Below are 22,759 nucleotides of genomic sequence, written 5' to 3'. Positions count from 1 at the left end.
CATGACTTATGCGAGTTCTAACACTTTTTCTTGATGTTTTTGTATACGTTGTTCTGTTGCTAAGTGGATCAGTATGTGGGGCTGCGGTTGATTGATTTGTTCTAACAATGTTTTATATTCGAAGAGTTCTTGCTTGATTTGCTCTATATCCATTTCTCCATTTACTGTGACTTGTTCTTTCCAAAATGCTTCCCAGCATTCATGACGATTGGTATACATGGTTTCTGTTCCTCCTTTTTTTGATGGAGGACACTCTAGGAAAGGGCATCCTCACATCAATCAAATGTGTTATCACTTATGTGTATGTTGATGAAAACTCGTTTTTGGATCTATGAGTTTCATTCCCTTTTGATGACCAGCTAACGTCATCAAAAAACTTGAAAATGCCATCCCTCTTCCTGTCATTCCAATCAATTCAGATGAAAGTTTTGAATGATTCGCTTGCTTTCCCACTTGTCTATTCAATCTACCAATATAAAATCCACGTTTGCTACGCATATGCTTAATTGGTTTCATTCTATTTTCTCCTCTCATCGTTTTATCTTTTTATATCGTTAAATAGAAATATTGTGTGATTTTAAGACTGCTCCTCATCTAAATTATAAGGATCACCAAATTTCGCTGCTAATTCTGGTGGTGGTTCCTCTTGACAGCTTGCAATGATCCCTATATGCGACTGCTCTAATTCTTCTAAAAATGTAAGGAACCGCTCTGGATCTTGACGATACCATTTCATCGCTTCATCTATTACAACAACCTGAGATTGCTTGCACTGCTGTTGTTCTGATAAGGTGAGAAACACTCCTTCATGCGCAAAAGGAATCACACAAATCTGTTCCTCGTATTCTTGATATTCTCCACAACCATCTAATATGGTCAATTGAACATCATCTATGATGACGTTGATTGTTTCTTTCAATAACTTTGTTTTCCCTTTTCCCACGCTTCCTTGCACCAAGATATTTCTATTGTCTTCTGCAAACACGAAATGTTGACTGATTCCTTTTCCCGCTTTCCCCGTTACCAATACATTTGACTTGCTCATGTCATACCACTTTGGTTTTATAAAAGCTGGAGCCTTTGTACTTCTTCCAATAAATGTTCCATTCATGCAAACCACACCTTTCCTTTTCTTATTTAGATTTTTTTAGTGATTTTGAACAGCATTTATAATTTTCGACCTGTATAACCAGAAAGCTGCACAAACGATGATTTGGGCCCCTGTAAGTAAAGTAGAATGTATTAGCATACTCATTACGTCCCTCCTTATAACTCTTCTAAATCTGTAGAAAGGATTTTTACTAGTTGTTGGTGATCTTGAAACAGAACATGTTGTATATCGTTTCGCAACTGAAACCCATCTTCAGGTAATGCTAGCAAATACGATTTTTTGTATTTGATCCCATTGATCTGATAATGTACATCAAACACGCACATTGTGTCCCGCCCTCCCTATCAGTTGAGAGTATTACTTACATTTCTTGTTTTGCTTTTTTACGCATTCTGTACGCGTAAACTGCTGCGATGCTGCCAAGAACTACAAATGTAACTCCAATCCATTTCCAATATGGATTTTCTGCTTTACCGCCTGTCGTTGGTAAATGATTTTCTACTTTCTTCGGTTGTTCTGGTTGTTTTACAATAGGTTGTGGTTTCTCTGTTGGTACAGGTTTTTCGATAACCTGTGGTGTTTGTGGTTGTTTCTCTGGTTGTGGTTGAGGTTGTTCTGGCTGTTTTGGCGTTTCTGGTGTTGGTGGAACTTCTTTTTTCTTATCTTGTACTGTGTGTTTGATAATTTGACCATCTTCTTTGATTGTAAAAGAGAATGTCTCTTCGTTAATTAGATAGCCGTTTGGGGCGAGAGTTTCTTTATACGTATATGCCCCTGCTGGAATCTTCTCAAATTTCGCAATTCCTTGCTCATTTGTTTTACCTTTTACTACTTCTTCGCCTGTCTCGTTATAAATCGTAAACTCTGCTCCTGGAAGTTTATTATTTCCGTTTGCTACATCTACTTTTGTGATTTCTAAGCTACCTTCGATTTTTTTATCTTGTACGGTATGTTTGATAATTTGGCCGTCCTCTCTAATTTCAAAAGAGAATGTTTCTTCATTAATCACATAACCTTGTGGTGCGAGTGTCTCTTTATATGTGTACTTTTTTGCTGGGAGTTTCTCAAACTTCACAATACCTTGCTCGTTCGTTTTACCCTTTACTACTTCTTTACCTTGCTCATCGTAAATGGTGAACTCTGCACCTGGCAATTTGTTATTTCCGTAAGGTAAGCACCCAGCGCCTTTTTGTATTTCTACAATAGGTTTCCAAATACTCCCTCCCAAACCGTACGTACCCCTCTCGAGGTATACGGCTTTCCACCTATCCATCTAATCTTCCTGCGTGTAGGTCTCGATGGCATTTTTCACATAGAGCTAACGTTTTTCGCTGTCTGGCTATCATTTGTTGTTCCCATAGCTTTTTCCCCTTTAAGTCTTTTAACTTTCTTATGTGATGAATATGAATTTTAATTCCTTTTGACTCACACCATTCACATTTTTCAGCCAAAAGTCTTTCAGTTAGGCTAGTTCGCCATGTGTATGTTAATGTATTGGGAATTTCATCAATATTTATATTTTTATCTTTAATACTCTTGACCCACTGAAATCCCTCATGATATAAGAATCGTGTTTTCATTCCATTTTTAGTTTTATATGTAACAGCGAATTTTCCATTAATGTTATATTTTTTACGTATTTTACCGATTGATGTTTTATATTTGGCCGCGAAAGTTTTATACATGCTATATTCCATAATGTATTTAAAGTTATTGAGAGTACTTACATTACAGGCTAGTTTGAAATAGTTATACAGTCCTCTAATTTCAGCATTATATATACTTAAAATTTCAAGGTCGTCTTTAGTGATTAAGTAAGCCCTATGTTTAGGTTTCCATGTATTCTCTTTTGTAATAAAAAGAACATCTAAAGCTAGTAACTTCTCAAACCATATGTCTTTAGATAGTTGTAAATGACATACTCCTAGCTGCGTTCTTCTAAGATAACCTCTTTTTGTTTTCTTTACTTGTAAGGAGCGATTTATTTTAATATCATAACTGAGAAATTTAGCTGCTTTACTACTATGCGTGATAAGAGTTTTATCTAGGGATAGCTCAAGACCGAGGTGATTTCGAAGAAATTTATGTATATCTTCTTTGAGTCGTATAGCCTCTTCTTTACTCCCTATTACTCCTAGAATAAAATCATCTGCGTATCTGACGTACTGTAGCCTTTTATAGTTTTCATCCATTGGTTCGCCCTGAGATATAGCTCTTTTCATACTTGATATTTCTTTACATTTTTTCTTAATTTCTTGTTTCTTTTTCTCATCTAATGTATGCCAATGTTCTCTACATTTCCTTTTCAATGTCATTTCTCTGGCATGCAACGTCCCATACTGCTTTGTTTGTCGTCTTTTCTGTCCCCTATCAAAATTAAGTTTATATTTTTCAATATATGTATCTAATTCATTTAGATATATATTGGCAAGAATAGGGCTGATAATTCCACCTTGCGGAGTTCCACTATATGTATTGTGAAATACCCAATTTTCCATATACCCAGCTCTCAGAAACTTCCAGATTAGGTTAATAAATTTTTCATCCTTAATATTTCTACGCAATAGTTTAATGAGTATATGGTGATGAATATGGTCGAAAAAACTTTTGATATCTCCTTCAATAAACCATTTGACTCCATTGAAGGTATTTTTACACTGCATTAAAGCAGTGTGGCAGCTTTTATTTGGACGAAATCCGTGAGAAGATGTAGAGAAATGCTTCTCGTAAATAGCTTCAAGTATGTTTTTTACTATTTCTTGTATGAGCTTATCCTCAAATGAAGGTATTCCCAATGGCCGTTTATTTCCATTTCTTTTAGGAATATATACTCGTTTAACCGGTGTAGGCTGATACGTTTGTGCTTTAAGCTGGCTAATTAACTCAGCAATTCGGTCCACATTCATTCCATCTATCGTTTTGTCATTTACTCCCGCTGTAAGATTCCCTTCTTTCGCATACATCTTCTGATAGGCCAAATAATAAAATTCTGGGTTATAGAGATTGCGATATAACTTTTCAAATACGTAATGCTCTTTTGTTGCATGGGAAGATAGATTATCTAAAACTATTTTTGGATTTCTCATAGCGTCTCACACACTTTCCAATTTTGTTTTAAGATAGAATAGGCTGTTTCCCTTCGCCATGTATTAGGCTTTCCCCAACTCAGACTACTACGAAAACTCCGTTACCTTGTCAATTTTTCATGAGTCACACTTCTTGGCAGTGCCTTGAAGTCATTCTCAATAGCCTGTAATAATATTAGGCATTTTGATTTAGGTAATCCCCGTTTATCACTTTAACAACTGGCTTTCTACAATATCGGGTGTGACTTTCGCCTTTTTCCTCTTATGGAGGATGGGTGGTCCTGGATCACTAGGATTAAGAACGCGGACGGTATTCTTTTCCCTGCATAGAGTTTGGTTCCAACTCTATTGGGACCATGTAACGTTTCTAACTATCTTTCGCTACTAGCGACATTATACTCCCTCAGGCTATCATTCAAGCAGTTTAGCTTTCATCCTTGTTTGTAGTATTTCACCTTGCTCTTCAGTCTTGACGGGATAGTTCGCCAACTTAGAGCTTTATCAACATGCTATTGTCCCCTTCCGATTTCTCTTTCAGGTTAGTTGATTGATGATAGGGTATACATGTGATCTTTCCCTACATTAGTGCCACCTAATGATTTGTTAAAGCGACCCTACGGGCGCACATCCGCTACATCTACCTTTGTGATTTCAATCGTTCCTTTTGCTTGTGTGTTCTTAGCCATCAGTTCAATTGTTTTACCGTTTTCCTTAATAGTAAAAGGAATTGGCTCTTTCACAAGAATGTAACCAGCTGGAGACGTTTTTTCAATCCATTGATATTGGCCAAATGGTAAGTTCTCAACTTTGATGACACCATTTTTATCCGTTGTGTGCTCACTAATTGAATTTCCTTTAGAATCCGCAAGTGTAAATACCGCACCTTCTAATTTCTTTTTACCGTCTTGATCTACTTTTAGTAGCTGTACATTTCCTTTGATTTGTACATTTTTCATTTCAATAACAGCAACTTCACCTGTTTTCACTTCAAATGTCTTAGGAGTTTCGTCTAAAACATACCCTGTAGGTGCTTTTACTTCTTTAACCGTGTACGTCCCTAGCTCTAAGTTACCTAGTTCAGCTACACCGTTTTTATCTGCTGTAATCGTTCCCATAACTTCTTGGTTACTGTTAAAGACTTCAAATACTGCACCTGGAAGTGGCTTTTTATTCTCATTCACTTTCATTACTTTGAGTGAACCATTTGCTTTCCAATATACTTGTAAATCTGTACTTACTTGCTCTGTACTACGTTCTAATAAAACCGTTGCATCCTGGATGGTTTCAGTTCCCTTATATGCAATCGCATTGTAATTCGTTAGATTTGAAACAACTTTTAAGGATAGTTCGTTACTCTTAGAGGATTTCGGTACTTGAATACGGAATTTTTCTCCTATCTGGAACATTTCCTTGGCTTCACCTTGTTCTGTGACAACACGTGTACCTTGTGGTGCATTGTTCATTTGTACTTTGAATGTACCTTTCTTCGCGTTTGTTTGTACTGCATATGTTGTAGTTTCAAAATATTCGCCGTTTAGCTGTGCTTCTTTCTTATCTGTTGGAACTACATTCATGTATACATCTTGCGTGTCTTGACTCTGATTCGCTGCATGAATGATTGCTTTCGTTGCTTTTTCAACAGCTGCATCTTTAAATTGTAATTCTGCCGTATTGATTTGCCCCAATGAATTCCATAGGGCCAGCTGTGTTGAATAATGCGCCTGTTGCCATGTGGAAACTCCTAGTTCTTCTGGACTCTTTTGTGGGTATCCGTTTAACAAGACACGGTATACAACGTCATTCGTTTTCCCCGCCTCTGGGAGGTCTTGACCACTTGGGGATTGCAACCCATATACAAGGCAATAAGCGATTTGACCACTTGCATTCTTCAAAAGTTCTGTACGAACATCTTTCCCATACTGCGGACTATAGGCCCAATCCATCGAATATTTTTCATGATTGATGACCTCCGCACTTGCTTTGTTGAGCGGAATGAAGAAACTCATCGCCAATAAGAGTATACTCATTACCAGTGGCAATAGTTGATAGGATCGTTTCAATATCATTTTGACAGCTCCTTTAGTAGTATCAAGTTTTCAAAGAACTAAATAAACTTAATTTTCTGAAATATAAAACCATAAAAATAAGTTAAATTTGTTTCTTTTATTAATTGTTCATTTACAATATAGATGTATAATTATTTTTTACTAAAACTTAAATCATTCTAATTTTGCTCGGTAATACGTGGAATAGAACAACTTCTCAACTGGTTGTTCAAGTAGATTTGCAAGAAAAAAAGCCCTACTTTCAACTAGCCCTTTTTTTCCAGTCTCTATATGGTACAAAGTTTTTATTGGAATATTAGAGATTCGAGAAACTTCCTTAATTGTAAGTCCTTTTGCTTCTCTAACATTACGTATTATTGTCAAATTCTCACCCCCTTAACTACATTCTATTCTCCTTAAAGGAGAATGTCAACACCAAAAGGATAAAAAAATATCCTTTCGGTGAATAAATTGATTGGAGTGAAATACATGATTCATAACTTTTTCGGAGAAAACGTTAGAATATTAAGAAATTTTAAAGGGCTAAATATGAAAGAACTAGGGGATATACTAGGTGTAGCCAGTAGTACAATTTCGAATTGGGAAAACAATAGAAAACAACCTAGTTTTGAAATGCTTCAAAAAATCTCCCTTTATTTTAATGTTAGTACAGATCGACTTTTGAATCATAAAATTGTTGATGATGATTTATTTACAGATGAACAACGAAAAGAGGTAGTAGAACGTTTAGCCCAAGACCTGTATGAAAGTTACAAAAGTATTCCCGATAGGGATAAACCTTTTTTAGAAAATGAATTACTTGAGTACGCTAAGTATTTGAAACATCGAATCGATATTAAAAATAGTATTCAAAAAAACAACTAGCCAAGATACTATTCTGAATTTCCCTGACTTGATTTAATAAACTCAATTAGTTGTAATATTTCACGATAAGTGTCTAGAACTGAATTATCCTTGTCTAATGTTTCATTAAACCAATTTTTATCTAATTGTAATTCCATATAGAGATCCCCCTATTTTTATATTAAATTTTTGAATTTATTGCCAAAGTGGCACGAAATTTTTTCGTTTTTTAAAAATGTACCACCCCCAAAATGCAAGTAAGACGCCACCAAACGGTGACGTCTTACTTTTTTATATCAACTTACTTTTCATCCACCCCCGGGATCAGTTTGCATATAGGGGTCAACTTGCATATACATTATTTTAGAATTTTCTTGTTTTACTTCTTGTTGTGAGCTTGTTGTACCTGGTTGACAAATCGCTACCAATATCATTAAAGTATAAAAAGTAGTAATGATAGATCTATTCAACAGTTCCCACCTCTTCCCTTATTAATTCACGTTTTACATATTGAGAATAGAAAATATTACCAGTTAATTCAAATGCCTCTAGAGCTTGTTTCAACCCTATTATATCACCATTTACTTTAGAATATGAGTACATTTGGAATGGAGAAAACCCATTTCCATCTTTCTTTACTTCTTCGTATAATATTTTCCCCTTTACTTTATCTCCATACATAGATTCATAAAAAGCTAATTCTGATTTACTAATAAATCGAAAATCAATTTTATCTAGATTAAACCCATTAGCTATATATAAATGAGCTAAAGTAGTCTTAAATGCAAGATATTTTTGAGCTTTTTGTGCTACTTCAATATTTTCACACATTGATATAGCTTTTTTTATGTACTTTTCTGCTGTTTTTATACATTCGAAAGTATAGCTCTCTCCCAAGCAACACCAAGCCGTTGCTTTAATGGTATTAATATCCATTTTAGAATTAAGAATTTCATAGCAAGTTTTTCTACAATTTTCAATATCATTTTTCATTAAATAAATATATGCTAGTCTTTCTTTATATTTCATTTGTAAACATTTTTTTATATAAGACTGATCTATACCAACCAAGTTAACTTTAAGTTTATCTGCATATGGGATTATCGCATTATAATTCTGTTTATCATACATTGCTTCCATATAAATTATATTTAATGCAGCCTGGCAATCTGGATCTGCTGAGAAATCATTTTCATAAATTTCATCAAGTAGTTTTTGTCCTCTAGCTTCATTTTGGTTTCGCTTATTTTGTATTTGATATATAGTTATATACTTTTCTACACTTGCTGTTTTCTCATGTTTTTCTACTAATTTTTTTATTAAGTCAAATTCACCCATGGCCTGACAATAACATAGTGCCTTGCGAATATTTAATGGTCCTGTACAAAGAAGGATATATTGACGAATAAAATAATTTTTTTCTTCTGAATTTTCAAAAATATATTGAACAAGTTCTAGAAACACTTCAAATTTAAATTCTTCTGTCTTTCTTTGTAATCCATTATTAATAGTTGTTCTACTTGTTCCAATATCTTTAGCAATTTTTCTAATGCTCATCTTCTTTGATTCTTTAATTTTTAATAACTCTTTCATCAACCTCTCCACATGAATGCCTCCCCTTAAAGCAAAAGTTATTTCCCAGTAAGAACATTTTTTAGAAACTCATAATTTTTATGAGTTATTCTCTCTAGAGCATTAAGATACAACTGATTCTTTATTTTAAATATGATTAATTAACATCACGGATTTTTTACTTATGACTTAATAAAAAGTGATAGGAGATATACTAAATTGAAGAATACTTTCAACCTAATCTATTGTTCTTCTTACTATATAGATACCATTATTTTACCATGTAACCCTTATCAATTGATGTTTTTTGGGCTGTCTAAAATATTTCTCAAGTTTTTGTATATTTTACCACAAAACAGAACTCATGTTCTGTTTTGTGGTAAAAAAAATAAACTTTCTGTTTTTTTATCATCTAATCCAACAATATATTTACAGTTAGGATAATATAACACTCTCAAAGGGATTGATATTATCTCAATAACAATATAATATATAACATATGAATTATAACTAAAACTTACATAATTAATTTTGAATTAAAAAATAAATCATAAAACCCCCACAACACACCCGTTTTAGATTGGTCTATAGTTTGGCGACTCTAACCAATTTAAAACTCCAATGAAAGTAGGGGTCTTAATTCACAAATCAATATTCACTTCTATAAAAATTATAACACAAAGTGAATGTGGTGTGAATAAGAACCTCTATTTTCCCAAGATTTTTCTGTAAGTGTGTACAGAGGGAAAAATAGGAGGTCTTTTTGTGTTATTAACTAATTTTTTACTGAGTACAGCAAAACGAGAATTAAGTCCGCAATTATATCGTATCCCTAAGTGTAAAGAGGGGGCTATCAATCAAGCAGTTAAAAGTGTGATCAAAGATATTGATAGCATTCTTTTAGATTTGGAAAAGGTAACTACAAAAGAATTCTTCGAAAAAACGCCACGCCGATATGAGGCATTGGAAGTCGTACTTTCCTATCTTGTTCAGGAGGGATTTTCCCAAGTTAGACAAGAGCAAATTAGCAAAAAATCGGGTATTTCTGTACCACTAATCAACTTTATTCTGAAATGGCTAGAAGACTTGGAAGTATGTCATCAAATTAAAACCAGACGTCACAATAAAATTGCGCCATCTATCTACATTTTAAGCCTACATAATAATTACTTGAAAATTATTGAGTATTTTAAGCAAAAATGGGCATTAACAATTGATATTTTTTCTACATTTACAGAGTTTCTGTCCAAGAAAATTGGTAAGAAAAAACATAAGGATACAGATAAAAAAGAGGATGCTCCGGTTTCTACATGCCATGGATTTAATTTATTTACTCCTATTGAAGAAACTGGTGAAGTAGAAGCTGAAGCAAAAGAAAATGAGGGGCAAAAAACGAATCCTAAAGAAGATAAAAAATTAGAACTTAGATTCCAAGAGATGAATGACCATATGAGTGATGCACAAAAGAAGCTGTACATGTACATTCTGACGCAAGAAACAACTATTACTGAAAAAGATGCTTATACAATTGCATTACGTATGCCACCAGATGTTGACTGGGAGGTAAAAAAGACTTTCGAGGAGTGTGTACGTTGGTTTGAACGTAACCAGGCAGATGTAAGTACGCCTGCGCATTTCATGAAGATGTACACAAAGAAACTCCATGCGTATAGGAAAATGCGCATGGAGAAGTATAAAAAAGATCGAGAGTCTAGAGTGGAAATTGACTTTAAAAAATTCAAAGAGATGCTAGATCCTAACTCTTAACTTGTATTTCTCGCAACAAAATAAAATAACTGTAGCCTTGTTCAAAAAAATGACAGTGACAAGGCTTTTTGTCATGCAATCATAATTTTTATTCTTAAAATCTATTAATCTTATTATTTAATTTCAAGGTGTTAGCACCGTTTTCAGCAAAAAAATACGTGAGATTTATCATAGAATGCTAGCTAACTTTCATCAGCAATTAAATAAGGAATTGAATAAGAAGAAATCTCTAAGTCCTTGTGAGAGTAAGGATAAAACCCCTAAAATAAATCCTAATGTATTTAATGTTTTTATTTCTTATAAACAAGATTTAATAAATAAGGTATTCTATGAAATTTTTGTATCTTTCTATCTATGTTTTTTAATCCCATTTTTAAGTATAGTGCTGAAATTTCCACTTACTTTTGTATTTCATATATAAAAAATGAACATACTGTTTCATTCATCCTGTGTAAATCTCCTTTTAAAACACAAACATAATTTCACTCATAATATGAGATTATTCGTCTATTTTTCTTACAGATCATAGTTTGGCAAATAAATATATGCATGAATTTACTACAAAAGAAACTATATATACAAGCAAATGATACGATGAAAAAACAATGAAACTTTGATGACTATCTTGTGAATAATTAATGTTCACGGTCATCAATTATGCATACGTTTAAAAGTATTCTCAAGTACTGATACTATCAATCTAATTACTATATCCAAATGTAAAAGGTAAAGGCTCAGCTCTCCTGTTAAGGGTATCTCGATTCAGCTATGAATCAGATTCCGTTGACAGGCAGATTTTCAAAAACTACATAAACGGGGCGGCGCGGGGGTCTCAATTATCATGGTTATCACAAGGCGATCATACCTCCTACGTTCGCCTTTGGCTCACTCCTCTCGCTCTGCTGCGCGGCGCTCGGTGGCTCGGCTATGCCTCTCCACACTCCTCACCCCCCAAAGGCAAACACCCAGATCCTCAGCATGGTCCCTCCAGGTGCTCAAAAAACAACTTCCCCGCTTTCATTGTCTAGCGCGGCGCATGGGTCTTCCTTTTGGCGCGGCACGATGCTCTATTTTGGATTCGCTCCAGCTGTTCGTTCCAACTGGAAGTTCAAGCAAAGAAAACTGCAAGACGTAGAATCCCCTATTGCTTGTTTTTGTGGTTTTCCTATATAATTGCGGTACACAATTTTTAGGAAAAAGGAGTGTATAGCCATGACATGGCATTCCGCCCTTGATTTGTTCCTTGCTGACTTATTAAAACGTGGTCGCAAGTCTTCCACAGTGAAACAATATCGATATGATTTAGCCTTATTCATCTCTTATCTACAGAAACAGCTTAAATCGCCTCCAGAAGACGTTTTTAGCTCTTTTGATGTAAATGTATTAGAGTGTTACTTAAAATCGCTCAGAAAGAAACGTGGGGCTTCCGTTTCGAATATGAAGCGTGTACGAGGTGTTGTAATCAACTTTTTACAGTTTCACGGTGCCGCAGACAGTTTAAAAAGCGACATAGCGCCGCCAAAACTCACCTCTAAGCACTTTGCATCCGATGAGGAAATAGAGAAGTTATTACACGTTATGCGAAGTTATAGCGGATTAACGGAGTATCAGGCGTCTGGAAGGAAGTTTATTATGGATCGTAATGTATTATTGGTTCATTTCATGCTGCATTACGGGCTATCAATCCAGGACATTATTACTCTTTCTATGCATGATATACATTTCGGTACCAATACCATTACGCCAGGAGGCTTACACGCCTATAAACGCTCTATCACCTTGTCAAAAGACGATGTAAAACTTGCCCTATCCTATTACAAACAGATTCCAAAGCTTATACGGCCACGCCAGCAAACCGGAGATCCTTTCTTTATCGCGTTCGATTTTGCACCGCAAACGTTCCGCTGGGATTATGATAAAGATCAACCTGATGCCCTAACAAGAATCGCCGTTCAACGGATGTTACAAAAAGAAGCAAAGCGAGCTGAAATTAAAGTTACGCCTACCATGTTGCGGAATCGCTTTATCCTAAATGCATTACAAAGTGGCATGAAACCCATTGAAATCAAGGCGTTTTTAGGATTAAAAAGCATTGAAGCATTGCATAGATACACTCAATTCTGGAATCAAGAACAAAACAAACACAATCTAATTAACTTTTAAAAGCCCTGGTGCAAGAATGCCAGGGCTTTTAAAAGTCATTCACGGTAAATTTAACACAAGTCAATACAAATGAATATAAGTTAATACTTATCAATATAAAAATTGTTGGTGTGTTAATGATTTTTATGAGGTTTTGTTGGTATTTTTGTATTGACTTGTATTAAATTGTATTTATTTGTTTGAAATTGTATTGACTTTTAAAGTTTATTTAGCATATAATGGAATTAAGTTAATCGATAAAAAATAATCTTTAGGAGGTTTTTATATATGGTAATTTTTAAAGCTGGTGCAGACGCGGGAAACAGTGGTTTAAAATTAAATGTATTAGGGCATGATCCTTTATTCATACCAAGTATTTATTCACATCATATTGGAGAAGCAACAAACATTTTAAGTGAGGAAGATATTTTTGTTGAGGAATTAGAAAATAACATTGATGTTACCATCTCATCACCTACCTTAAAGGAAAACAATATGCGTTATATTATTGGTCAAAAAGTGATTGATGAAAACATTAAAGGTATTGAAATGGAAAAGAAATCTGATAAATCGAAAGATGATCTAGTGCTACTTGTTACATTAGCTGGTTTAGCAATTACAGCTATGAAAAAGCAACCAAATAAAGATAAAATTGATGTTACTTATGATCTTTCTGTTGCATTACCTGTCGCAACAATTACGCCTCAAACAGCACAAGCATTTGTAGAGCGTTATATGAATCATCATACGGTAAAATTCCACCACCCAAGCGGACGTGAAGTAGTAGTTAATATCCAAATTGAATTTTGCAAGTGTTTACCAGAAGGCGCGGCGGGTTCATGGGGAATCGTTTATGATGAAAAAGGTAAAACCATTAAAAGAAAAGTAGAAGCTACAGAAGGAAAAACTACAGAAATAGACTTTGTTGACAAAACAATATTATCTTTCGATATTGGCGCTGGTACGACAGAAGAAGTTGTTTCTCATGGTGTTAGCTTTAAACATAAAATGAGTCGTGGTTTACCATATGGAGTGAAAGAAACCTTACTTGATATTATCAAGGTTTGGAACTTAAACAATAAACAAAAGACAATAGACAGTATTGCTGAATTTAATGCAATTTATCTTGATTCTGAACATCCTCGTCATATTCGTTTAAAAGAGGCATCACGCGGCGCATTATTAGGTTTAGCAAATCGAATTGCAACTGATATTATTAATAAAATTGATGATATGAAAGATGATCCGTATGTATTCATTTATGGTGGCGGTGCCGCAATTGTAAAAGAAAGCCTACAGCAAATTTTAGAGCAAAAAGGACGTTTAACAAATGTTATTTTCTTAAAAGACCCACTTTTCGTAAATGCACGCGGATTACTTGTGTACACATGCTCTCCAAGATTTGAAGAATTAAAAGAAAAAGCGCTTGCTCCTGTCGGTGAAAAATAATGGCTCGTAAAATATACAAAGCTGGTGATAGAGCAAATGTCTATATTAAGAAAGACATTTCACCAGAAATGATTGATTTTATTAACAAACAAAGTGATCTTACGATGTTCTTTTTGTATGCGGCGCAACAACTTCATAAACAAATTGGTAATACAGATGTAGCGGAAATCCTACCGCGCAAATATACTTTTTCATTAGATAGCGAAACAAAGCCTTTAACAGCAAAACAAGATGAAGAGGCGAAATCTGTTCATACACCTGCTCTGGATCAAACACATGTCGAAACAAACCAAGAAATAACGAAGCCTGGGGAATCCCATGACGAAGAAGAAAATAAATCTTGGAATAAACTAGATGATTTAGACGATGATCCATATGCATAATGCAATAAAAAAGAGTTGTTTTTTTATAAGAACAACTCTTTTATTAAATTTAACTTTTAAAAAAACCTAAAAATTTTTGAAATCCATTTTTTTTAGTTTCCTCTATTTTTTTAACTTCTAATTCCAAGGCTGTTCTATCCCTTTCTTTCGTTAATTCATTTATATTTTTCAAAAGGAATTCTGCTTGCTCCGTCAGTTTTTGATTTAACATTTTCTCGAAATCTTCACTCTGTTTTTCCATTTTTTCTTCAAATTCTTTTTGTTGAATTTCTAATGCCTCACTCACAATTTTCCCGACAACGTCCGCACTTAGCGGACGTATTAAAGGACGCTCTTTTTCACGGACAATGCCTGTCCGTATTTGCCCTTCAACACTTGATATAACAGCATGGACAGCGTCTTTCATACTCATATTGTTTTTTAAGCATTTCTGAAGTAATTTTAGATTTTCAATATCTTTTTCTAGGAACGCTCGACGTCCGTTAGCATCTTTAATAAACTGATAACTTTCTTTTTCCAATGCATTTGTCCAATTGCGCAATGTAGAGGGGTTTGTTTTAAGGCGCTCCGCAACCTCTGCAGCCCAATAGGCCTTTTCTTGTGCAGTATTCTCCGTATTCATAGTATCGTCCATGGACACGTCCACCTCCTATTCTGTTATTATTCTACATCAAAAACGTCATGCCTTTGAACCTTATTTTAATTACCTCTTATTGAATAATAAAAAATAGCTATTAATACAGGAAAATCAAGTAAGATGGATACCTCAACGCATACACAACACTAAAAAGCACTGCGATTTTATCGCAATGCTTCCTTAAATCGACTATCAATCTAATAAAATTACAATCTTTTCACGAAACCGGTTATGCAACACTTGTCACTATACATAGTTTTATCAACAAGTGTTGCAATGTATATGTATGCTATATTCCAAGAAATATTTACAGTTTTTTTGCTGTCTATGAATTTACTTTATTATATGTTCGCCCTGACGAACATATGATATATATTTTTCAAATTGGCAAGTATAAAAAATATAGCTTTGTCCATCCTAGTGATAGTTACATATAAAAAGAGGTGAAAAATATATGTCCAGACAAAAAAAGCGTACAAAATTTGGACAATGGTTAGATAATAAGAAAATCGAACAAAAAGAATTCCAAAAAATAGCTAAAATTGGACGTACTACATGTCATCATCTTTGCAATGATGAAAAACACATCCCATCTGTGCCAATCCTTCGTGCTGTGATAAAAGCTATTAAGAAAATTGATCCTCAGGCTAAGTACAATGATTTTTTTGATATTTAGTATTTTGAGAGAATATAAAAAGCACAAGAACTAGTTCTTGTGCTTTACTAATCTTGTATAGCTTCCATACTATACAAACTGCCTACAAAAATATCATCCATATTGCTTTTGTAAATCTGTCCAGGATCGACCATACATACGTGAATGCCTTTTGGTAAGAAAACTATTATTATATTGTTGTTTTACTGGTGGTGCCATTTTACAAATAAAAGCTGGTTGCATTTCTCCTCCAGCTCTCACACTAATAATTGCATGATGTGCAGGTATTTTATACGCTTGCTCTAATGAAATTGTTTCTTCAAACCGATGTTTAGACAATTCAAACGTTCTTGTATGATCATTCATAAAAAGAAATTGCTGCACTCCACCACCTTGTAAATTCTCCTGTAAGGATGGCTGTAATTTGTTCCAGTGATGGAATGCATATATACTCCCTAAGCGCTCCTTACGTCCTTCTGTACCAATACGCCCCATTAATTTTGTTAAACCTTCACTTTCATATTGTTCAGGTTCATTAAATACAATGAATGCACCATTTTTCTGTTCTTTTTGGCTCATTAGAAGCCTTGTCATGAACGTTTTAAGTGTGATCCAATGAACTAACGTTTTAACTGCATGTTCCCCCAATCCCCTGGCATTTGGAACACGTAAGATAATCACTTTTCCCTCTTGCATCCATTTGGCGAAATCCAGGTCTTTTAGTGGATCTTGTGCAAAGATGTCATATAGTCTTTCGTTTCCAAAAAAACGGTTTAGCCTAGTTATAATTGGATCACATTTACTTCCTAATTGCTCGTTATCACCCCATTGTATTAACTCATTCGCAAGGCGCAGATTCCCTGCGTTCACTAACTCTTGAATACGGTTAACCCGAAAATCCTCATCTTCTATAATACGTTTGATATTAAATAGGCTTCCTTTGCTCGCCTTTGCCGCATCTGTTAAATATTTTTCACTTCTGCTTAATCCCTCAATTTGTAGAAAATCAATCATTTCATCAGCAAACCTAGAAGATCCATTACGCCCTAATTTTGTAATAACTTCTGTTAAGTCTAAAGGTGGTATATAATCATCATCATTTAGATCCAGATCAATGATTCGTTCTGACGGCAATGCATCACGTATTCCATCGGCCATGCCGCGTTCTCCTTCTTCTAGAATGGCATCTGGTATAACAAAACTGATTCCATGTTTTAAATTGCTCTCAACAACGAAATTTTTTATGGCGCTATCTTTTCCAGCACCTTGCCCGCCAATAAAGACGTATCCCCTGTAAAAGTTATCAGGATTGCTAACAGGCATATAGATTGGTATTCTTTCATCCTTCAACTCTGCATGACCTAGAAAAATGCCAGTTTCATCACGCATAATAGCCGGTATTTCAATTTCGACTTTCTTTTTCACACTCAATGCATCAGCATATTTTCTTTGCAGCTCCTTCACTGGCATTTGCAAAGCCAATTTGCTCATTTCATCAGTACTAATTAAATTTACATTTGGATCAAACCTGGTCTTTTTCGATAACGCTAGTGTGTTTAATTCATTTAATATCTCTGTCCGACGATGTCCGATTTTGATTTTTATACCATGCAATTCATTTGTTTCTGCCAAATCTGCCATAGAAAGCGCCAATGTTTCGCTCATCGTTTCCCTGGTTAATCGATCATTAGAATGAGCAGCTACACGTATGCGACTTTTAAAAACAGGCTGATTTCCTTTTTCATGGTTCACACGGTTTGTTCCCACTTCATCAACAGTAGTATGGACTTTTTTTATTACTCCTTCTTTACTGAATTTCTTATCAGATTTGAAAAAGGCATTCGAAAATGCCTGAAATGTATCCGTCAGTAAATCATTAATTTCGTTCACAATTCCAGCAATGCCAATTTTAGCACCTGTTATCAGCCGTCTGCCGCTCATATTGGCTCGTTGAGGTGGCTTTCCTTTCTTTATCTTTTCAAAGGCCCAGGATGCGTTTTTAATCCACTTTTGACGGTTCTCAGCTTCATTACATACACTTAATCGGCACATATCGCCGTCATTATTCAATTCATCAATCACACTCATAATATTAGCAATCGGTGTTTTGGTATCATTGCTATTCGTGTTTAGGGAAAAGATATCGTGTTTCAAGTATCGCATTTCCTGCACAATGGTATTTTCATGTGGTATCTGTATATCATCTATTGACGCCTCTTTAATTGTGACACTCATCTTATTTCCAAGTTTACGCTTTAATTTTTGTGCTTGGTACTCGCTAGTTCCTACGTAAAACTCTATTTTCTTTTTGCCTTTGATCTGTTTGAAAACAACATCAAACCAAAAATAATCTTTCTCCCGATAGTGGAATTTCAGGCCGTCGCGCTCCAATCTGCTACCGCTACTCTCATACATTTCATACATTTTATAAATCGCTCGCCATAAACGTTTTGTATTGTTCGATACGTCCGAATGAGGAATAATGCGATACACAATCATTTCATTGTGTTCAACAGTTAAAAACTCTTTTAAACTGTACGTTTGTTTACGTTTGAACCAGTTTTTTTTCACTTTCTTTGGTTTTTCATATGGAACCGGCAAATAAATAGCCTCTCGTATAACAGGTAAATTCGTGCTTTCCATATCAAGAATTACAAAATTATCACCCTGGATCATGTTATACACCTCCCAAGATGCAAACTGCTATAATGAGTGCACCAGCAAAATATGCAAGTGGTTTCATCATGCCACCTTTTCGAATCATTGCACCAATTATGATACAAGCCGCCGTGAGTAGTGCACCGTAACCCATAATGTCCGGCAAATTCATTACGAACCAATCCCAAATTAACAAACCGCTTTCTTTGAAAAAATGGCCAATCGGTTTCAGAATGAACTCAATTTCTGTTTCTACGATACTATCGCTAAAATCGTTTATAATATCCATGAAAGAACCTTCTTTTGCTTTTTCGCCAATATAACCCGAATTTGCCGCAACCATTTTTCCGCCTTCAAATACAAATTTCATTAAAACCATCCTCCTATTGGTCCATACATTGGCACATAAAATCCAATTAATTTAACCAAAACAATCCCAGCAACTATTTTTAAAGAAGTTATGGCCATTTGTTCTAACATGTTCAATCACCTCTCTATATTGTTTTTAAGAAATCTCTTATATCAACACTGTGTCTGGCAAGTATATATCCACACGATGCACCTATTAATATCTCTATCGCTTTTGTCCGATGTCCTAATCCCCAGGATGCGCCTGCGAATACGATAACGAGTACCACGCCCGCATCAAATCCCCTCATAACTGCCTCATGAATATTTCCGAACGATCCATTCAGTCCTGCAGCCAAAATACTCTTTGGTAAGATGAGAATTAATGCCGGTGCAATTGCGCTAATTACTTTTCCGATAACCTCAACATCAGATTTTTTCTTTTTATTTTTATACGATCCATCCATAAAATCTCGAAAAGGAATTGTTTGTGTTTTCGTCATGCTGTAACACCTCTCGTATATTTTTTTATGAACTACACATACTACAAATAAATACTTAAAGTAGGAGGTCTAACAATATGCATGTTGCTATTGCTGCAGTTGTAGGCGCGATCATTGGATCACTTGTTAATATTTTTGTTGGGTAAATAAACAGGCAGTGGGCTTTGTGAAAGCTGCTGCTTTTTTGTTTGTTGTTTTATTTGTTCAATTCGTTCTGCAGCACTTAATTTCTTTTCTTTTTTTATTGACTGTTTTTCTTGTTTTGTTGGTGAATCTACTTGCTTACTGACGTCTTCATGCACCATTTTTTTGTTTTTCTCCGGTATGTCTTCCCAAATTAATCTTTTTACATAACCACTAAAATTCCGTCGCTTTACATGCTGTAACATAATACGATCTTTCAAATTCTTTTTATTAAATGCAACAGGCTTGCTAAACTTTGATTTTTCCAATCCTTTCACCCTCTCTGCTTTAATCGATAATAGCGGTATTACTAAAACGTATTCCTTGCTGTTTGTACGTTATTCACCTTTTTATGCGAAAAAATTTCCTTTTCTTACTCCTAATCGATATAAGCGGTAATATCACTTTGCCCATAAAAAAAAGCCCTTGTGGACCGTATTTTCAATCATTAGCTATCAGCGCGCTTTACGCTATTAGCTATATGCAATGGATATTACACTTGTGCAAGTACAATAGAAAAAAAGAATGCATTTAATAAATCCAGAAATATAAGAATCTTAAATTTTTATCACTACACAAAATGGTATAATCATACTGTTCATTATAAAGCAATAGGGTACATTGCTAAGGTTCTTAAACAAGTTAGAGAGGGGAAAACAGCTATGTCACTTTTACAGAAACATTTTGAAGAAAGACGTGAATTTATTTTTAACCGTTTAAAACAACCACAATATGTGGACCAGAGCATTGAAAAAATTCGACAGGCTCAAAAAGAAATCAAACAAACAATCCGCGCAATTAAGGATATGTTTCTTCTGGATAGAACAACAGATCCTTGTTTACCGGATATCGCTCAAGTTTCTCTTCTACACATTATCAATTCGGATTCATTTGAGAACGTAAAGAATCTCGTTCCTTCCTCTGTTAGAAAATTGGATGATGAAGAACGAGCAAATATATTAGATGAGACACTCAGTATTGTAAATAAAGTCACGAATTTAGAGCGCACAGTCTTTGTTATGATGTTTAATTCAAAAGAACAACTCCTTATGGATTTTTATAAAAAGAAGCGTAGATCACAGACCGAGCTTCATTTTGATGTTGCGGATAAAGAAGGATTTGACCAGGCGTTTTATGAAACACGTATTGAGGAATTGCGGAATGATATTCGTGTGGTAGCATTTAAAAAATTCTGCTCTAATGAACCAACGCCAGACGATTTAGAATCCTTTAAAGAACGTTATGAAACGGCCATATTGCCAAAAGTACAAGAGATTGTTTCTCTCATTGAACCAAGTCTCATAGGGTTAGATGTATTTTTGAACCCAGTGATTGGATATGGTACGAATCAAATTACATTAGATGAAATGGTAAAACAATTAAGTAAAAACCTTGCGTTACTTCATAAATTATCAAAAACCGAATATTGTCCAACCGTTGAAATGACGGTAAAAGAATATGCTTTTTTAGAAGCCATGAACGATTCTAAAAAAATAAAGGAGTTGCAACCATCTAAATGATGTATACACAAGAAAAGTTTTATGAAAAGCTAATAGAAGAAAAGAAAGAAGTGACGATTTTTTTAATAAACGGTGTTAGAATACCTGGCAAAATTATCGCTGTTGATAAATTTTCCATATTAATTATGAATAAAGATCAACAGCAATTGATATATAAGCAAGCTCTCTCAACCATTGTTATGTAGAAAATACATATTGATTATAGATATTAGATTCACTGTTACAACAAAAAAAGAACCCTTCATAAGGATTCTCAACAGGAAAGAACAAATATATAAAAATAAAAAGAATTAAACATATTATAATTTAAAAATACATTAAAGTATATTGAGAAAAATAACCATCAGATTGAATTTTCTGTTTTAGCGATTTAAAATAAGTTATGAGCTGAGTGAGTTTTCTGTCATCGAAACCCTTGTGTCAAAAAGATAGGATTATTCCTATCTTTTTTGTTACTCTTGAAATTTCATTCTATCTTGGTGTACCATTAAAAAAGGAATTGAGTGGACTAGACTCAATTCCTAAGTACTGTTCATTACTGACAGAATACCTGGTAGAAGGATCCTGCGTTTATTGTAGGATTCTTTTACTTTGTTTTCAACATAAAATGTAACACTGTATATGCCATTTTTCTTGCTGAACATCCTCTTTTGAGTGCTAATTGTTGCAGTAACTTTTGTTGAAAGGGTGATAATTCAATTTCTATAAAATGTTGAAATGCATGATATTGGTGAACCGGAATATCCTCCATATAAATGTAATCTAATCCTTCTATAACAAGCTCTGAAGCAATCTCGTTTAATTCTTCATTGTAAAGCGCTAATCCCTCTAATTTTTCATATAAATACGGTTCTAATGAGATGAGTAGTTTTTTGTTATTTTTCCGAAGAATTGTTCTTTGTTTTTTCCAATACGTTTGTTCTTGTAATGCTACAGATAACATTTTAAATTTCCCCTTTACAAATAGATTTAATATTCAGTCTTTCGATTGTTTATCTTCCCTAAAGCAGCTTGAAGTTTCTAGCTATGCTTTTCTTACATTATTGATTGCCGCTAAACATGCAGCTATTCCAAGGCGTTCTTCACTATATATTTTTTTATTTACAGTTAAGTACCAGCAACCATTTTCTATTACTGTAAAAAGGTCTTTGTAGCGTCTACCTAACATTTCTAAAATCAATGTAGATTCTTCAACAGCATTAAAGTATTCAATTGGCATACGGATAAATGGTGTATTTCCTTTTCCCCAATATGATCCACACTTCTCTAATCCTAGAAATTCCTTTGCAATCACATGATCTAGCTTTTCAGTTGCAATCGATAAATCGTGATATGGGACCCACCAACCAGAAGAGCTCATGGCAACAAATTCTTTTGTAATTCCGTTATAAAGAATTTGGCAAATACTGATTCCTTCAAAATCATCTTGCGCTACAACGAAATCAGATTGTTTCAATTGATTTCCATGTTTATCAGTCGTTCCAATTTCAAGCTCTTCGCCTTTTAACAGTTTTACAGACTTTATCATCATACAGCCCTCCTATTTTTACTTTCTAACACCGCATATCGAAGTAATTTCAACTTTGTTTCTTTGCGAAGCGCTTTCCATTCAGATACACTAATTTTCATCTCTCATTCTCCTTTCGATTCAAATAGTGATTTTATTTTGTTTTTATGTGCCCAAGAATTACTTTGACATGCTGCACTAACTGCTCACGATCCATCTTTGTATAGCCCTTTATTTTGTTGTGCTGACAAACGGATTTGAGTTGTTTCATTGGCCACTCTTCTACTGGTGGGATATTAATAACAATGGTTTCTTCGCTCATCCTGGTT

25 protein-coding genes and 2 pseudogenes are annotated in these 22,759 nt (G+C 34.4%); 8 read left to right on the top strand and 19 right to left on the bottom strand.

All coding sequences use genetic code 11. From position 1 onward, the window contains the following. Positions 1-6 precede the first annotated feature (6 nt). The 8 genes and pseudogenes from MHI28_RS34945 to MHI28_RS34910 form a co-directional block, all read right to left on the bottom strand. On the bottom strand, positions 7-219 hold the full coding sequence (locus MHI28_RS34945) for a hypothetical protein (protein ID WP_340829233.1): 213 nt from the start codon (positions 217-219) through the stop codon (positions 7-9). Between the two features lie 72 nt (positions 220-291). Further along, the gene (locus tag MHI28_RS34940; protein ID WP_340829230.1) at positions 292-516 is read right to left on the bottom strand and encodes a hypothetical protein; all 225 of its coding nucleotides are present in this window, start codon (positions 514-516) and stop codon (positions 292-294) included. Between the two features lie 61 nt (positions 517-577). After that, on the bottom strand, positions 578-1,111 hold the full coding sequence (locus MHI28_RS34935) for a hypothetical protein (RefSeq protein WP_340829228.1): 534 nt from the start codon (positions 1,109-1,111) through the stop codon (positions 578-580). A 155-nt stretch (positions 1,112-1,266) separates the two neighbouring features. Continuing rightward, positions 1,267-1,437, bottom strand: a complete 171-nt coding sequence (locus tag MHI28_RS34930; RefSeq protein ID WP_340829225.1) for a hypothetical protein — start codon at positions 1,435-1,437, stop codon at positions 1,267-1,269. Between the two features lie 35 nt (positions 1,438-1,472). Then, a pseudogene (locus tag MHI28_RS34925) lies at positions 1,473-2,276 on the bottom strand (MSCRAMM family protein); the annotation flags it as partial. 100 nt (positions 2,277-2,376) lie between these two features. Further along, positions 2,377-4,197, bottom strand: coding sequence for a reverse transcriptase/maturase family protein (locus MHI28_RS34920; RefSeq protein ID WP_078186893.1), 1,821 nt, complete (start codon positions 4,195-4,197; stop codon positions 2,377-2,379). A gap of 626 nt (positions 4,198-4,823) precedes the next feature. Next, a pseudogene (locus MHI28_RS34915) lies at positions 4,824-6,263 on the bottom strand (SpaA isopeptide-forming pilin-related protein); the annotation flags it as partial. A gap of 153 nt (positions 6,264-6,416) precedes the next feature. Beyond that, entirely contained in the window at positions 6,417-6,626 is a 210-nt protein-coding gene (locus tag MHI28_RS34910) for a helix-turn-helix domain-containing protein (RefSeq protein WP_097847928.1), read from the bottom strand. A 105-nt stretch (positions 6,627-6,731) separates the two neighbouring features. On the opposite strand from MHI28_RS34910, the gene MHI28_RS34905 reads away from it, so the two are divergent. Beyond that, positions 6,732-7,127: a helix-turn-helix domain-containing protein gene (locus MHI28_RS34905; RefSeq protein WP_340829220.1), complete on the top strand. Its 396-nt coding sequence runs from the start codon at positions 6,732-6,734 to the stop codon at positions 7,125-7,127. 8 nt (positions 7,128-7,135) lie between these two features. Here MHI28_RS34905 and MHI28_RS34900 read toward each other — a convergent pair whose 3' ends face one another. The 3 genes from MHI28_RS34900 to MHI28_RS34890 all read right to left on the bottom strand — a co-directional run bounded on the left by MHI28_RS34900 (position 7,136) and on the right by MHI28_RS34890 (position 8,699). Next, on the bottom strand, positions 7,136-7,264 hold the full coding sequence (locus tag MHI28_RS34900; protein ID WP_274605968.1) for a hypothetical protein: 129 nt from the start codon (positions 7,262-7,264) through the stop codon (positions 7,136-7,138). Positions 7,265-7,414: 150 nt separating this feature from the next. Further along, positions 7,415-7,576 carry a hypothetical protein gene (locus tag MHI28_RS34895; protein ID WP_340829213.1) on the bottom strand — a complete coding sequence of 54 codons (162 nt, stop codon included), beginning with the start codon at positions 7,574-7,576 and terminating at the stop codon, positions 7,415-7,417. Next, complete coding sequence (locus tag MHI28_RS34890; protein WP_340829333.1) at positions 7,569-8,699, bottom strand: AimR family lysis-lysogeny pheromone receptor; 1,131 nt, start codon at positions 8,697-8,699, stop codon at positions 7,569-7,571. Before MHI28_RS34890 ends, MHI28_RS34895 begins: the two co-directional genes overlap by 8 nt. 744 nt (positions 8,700-9,443) lie before the next feature. Here MHI28_RS34890 and MHI28_RS34885 point away from each other — a divergent pair. From MHI28_RS34885 to MHI28_RS34870, 4 genes are all read left to right on the top strand, one after another. Further along, positions 9,444-10,445, top strand: coding sequence for a Replicase RepFR55 (locus MHI28_RS34885; RefSeq protein ID WP_340829210.1), 1,002 nt, complete (start codon positions 9,444-9,446; stop codon positions 10,443-10,445). A gap of 1,212 nt (positions 10,446-11,657) precedes the next feature. Further along, a complete protein-coding gene (locus MHI28_RS34880) occupies positions 11,658-12,608 on the top strand; it encodes a tyrosine-type recombinase/integrase (RefSeq protein ID WP_340829207.1) in 951 nt (316 codons plus the stop codon). A gap of 267 nt (positions 12,609-12,875) precedes the next feature. Further along, complete coding sequence (locus tag MHI28_RS34875) at positions 12,876-14,036, top strand: ParM/StbA family protein (RefSeq protein ID WP_340829204.1); 1,161 nt, start codon at positions 12,876-12,878, stop codon at positions 14,034-14,036. Further along, a complete protein-coding gene (locus tag MHI28_RS34870; RefSeq protein ID WP_340829201.1) occupies positions 14,036-14,419 on the top strand; it encodes a hypothetical protein in 384 nt (127 codons plus the stop codon). Before MHI28_RS34875 ends, MHI28_RS34870 begins: the two co-directional genes overlap by 1 nt. A gap of 49 nt (positions 14,420-14,468) precedes the next feature. On the opposite strand, the gene MHI28_RS34865 is transcribed toward MHI28_RS34870, so the two are convergent. Beyond that, positions 14,469-15,053, bottom strand: a complete 585-nt coding sequence (locus tag MHI28_RS34865) for a MerR family transcriptional regulator (protein ID WP_340829198.1) — start codon at positions 15,051-15,053, stop codon at positions 14,469-14,471. 457 nt (positions 15,054-15,510) lie between these two features. Here MHI28_RS34865 and MHI28_RS34860 point away from each other — a divergent pair, with 457 nt between their 5' ends. Then, on the top strand, positions 15,511-15,732 hold the full coding sequence (locus tag MHI28_RS34860) for a transcriptional regulator (protein ID WP_098126939.1): 222 nt from the start codon (positions 15,511-15,513) through the stop codon (positions 15,730-15,732). Between the two features lie 93 nt (positions 15,733-15,825). Here the strand turns inward: MHI28_RS34860 and MHI28_RS34855 are convergent, their stop codons facing one another. The 4 genes from MHI28_RS34855 to MHI28_RS34840 all read right to left on the bottom strand — a co-directional run bounded on the left by MHI28_RS34855 (position 15,826) and on the right by MHI28_RS34840 (position 19,681). Then, positions 15,826-18,387 (bottom strand): ATP-binding protein, encoded by a 2,562-nt coding sequence (locus MHI28_RS34855; RefSeq protein ID WP_340829194.1) that lies wholly within the window; start codon positions 18,385-18,387, stop codon positions 15,826-15,828. A 1-nt stretch (position 18,388) separates the two neighbouring features. After that, a complete protein-coding gene (locus MHI28_RS34850) occupies positions 18,389-18,739 on the bottom strand; it encodes a hypothetical protein (RefSeq protein WP_340829191.1) in 351 nt (116 codons plus the stop codon). Between the two features lie 124 nt (positions 18,740-18,863). Next, positions 18,864-19,220 (bottom strand): glycosyltransferase, encoded by a 357-nt coding sequence (locus MHI28_RS34845; RefSeq protein WP_289670140.1) that lies wholly within the window; start codon positions 19,218-19,220, stop codon positions 18,864-18,866. A 119-nt stretch (positions 19,221-19,339) separates the two neighbouring features. Beyond that, positions 19,340-19,681 (bottom strand): hypothetical protein, encoded by a 342-nt coding sequence (locus tag MHI28_RS34840; protein WP_340829185.1) that lies wholly within the window; start codon positions 19,679-19,681, stop codon positions 19,340-19,342. Between the two features lie 384 nt (positions 19,682-20,065). Between MHI28_RS34840 and MHI28_RS34835 the strand changes: the two genes are divergently transcribed. Continuing rightward, positions 20,066-20,923, top strand: a complete 858-nt coding sequence (locus MHI28_RS34835) for a hypothetical protein (RefSeq protein WP_340829182.1) — start codon at positions 20,066-20,068, stop codon at positions 20,921-20,923. Next, on the top strand, positions 20,920-21,108 hold the full coding sequence (gene hfq, locus MHI28_RS34830) for an RNA chaperone Hfq (protein ID WP_340829178.1): 189 nt from the start codon (positions 20,920-20,922) through the stop codon (positions 21,106-21,108). Before MHI28_RS34835 ends, hfq begins: the two co-directional genes overlap by 4 nt. A 401-nt stretch (positions 21,109-21,509) precedes the next feature. On the opposite strand, the gene MHI28_RS34825 is transcribed toward hfq, so the two are convergent. From MHI28_RS34825 to MHI28_RS34815, 3 genes are all read right to left on the bottom strand, one after another. Continuing rightward, positions 21,510-21,866, bottom strand: a complete 357-nt coding sequence (locus MHI28_RS34825; RefSeq protein WP_340829176.1) for a hypothetical protein — start codon at positions 21,864-21,866, stop codon at positions 21,510-21,512. 81 nt (positions 21,867-21,947) lie between these two features. After that, complete coding sequence (locus MHI28_RS34820; RefSeq protein ID WP_445661819.1) at positions 21,948-22,451, bottom strand: hypothetical protein; 504 nt, start codon at positions 22,449-22,451, stop codon at positions 21,948-21,950. Positions 22,452-22,584: 133 nt separating this feature from the next. Beyond that, positions 22,585-22,752: a hypothetical protein gene (locus MHI28_RS34815; RefSeq protein ID WP_340829172.1), complete on the bottom strand. Its 168-nt coding sequence runs from the start codon at positions 22,750-22,752 to the stop codon at positions 22,585-22,587. Positions 22,753-22,759 lie beyond the last annotated feature (7 nt).

This window comes from Bacillus sp. FSL K6-0268 (genome assembly GCF_038005425.1).
Taxonomy (GTDB): Bacteria; Bacillota; Bacilli; order Bacillales; family Bacillaceae_G; genus Bacillus_A; species Bacillus_A thuringiensis_S.
This window is presented reverse-complemented; position numbering and strand designations above follow the sequence as displayed.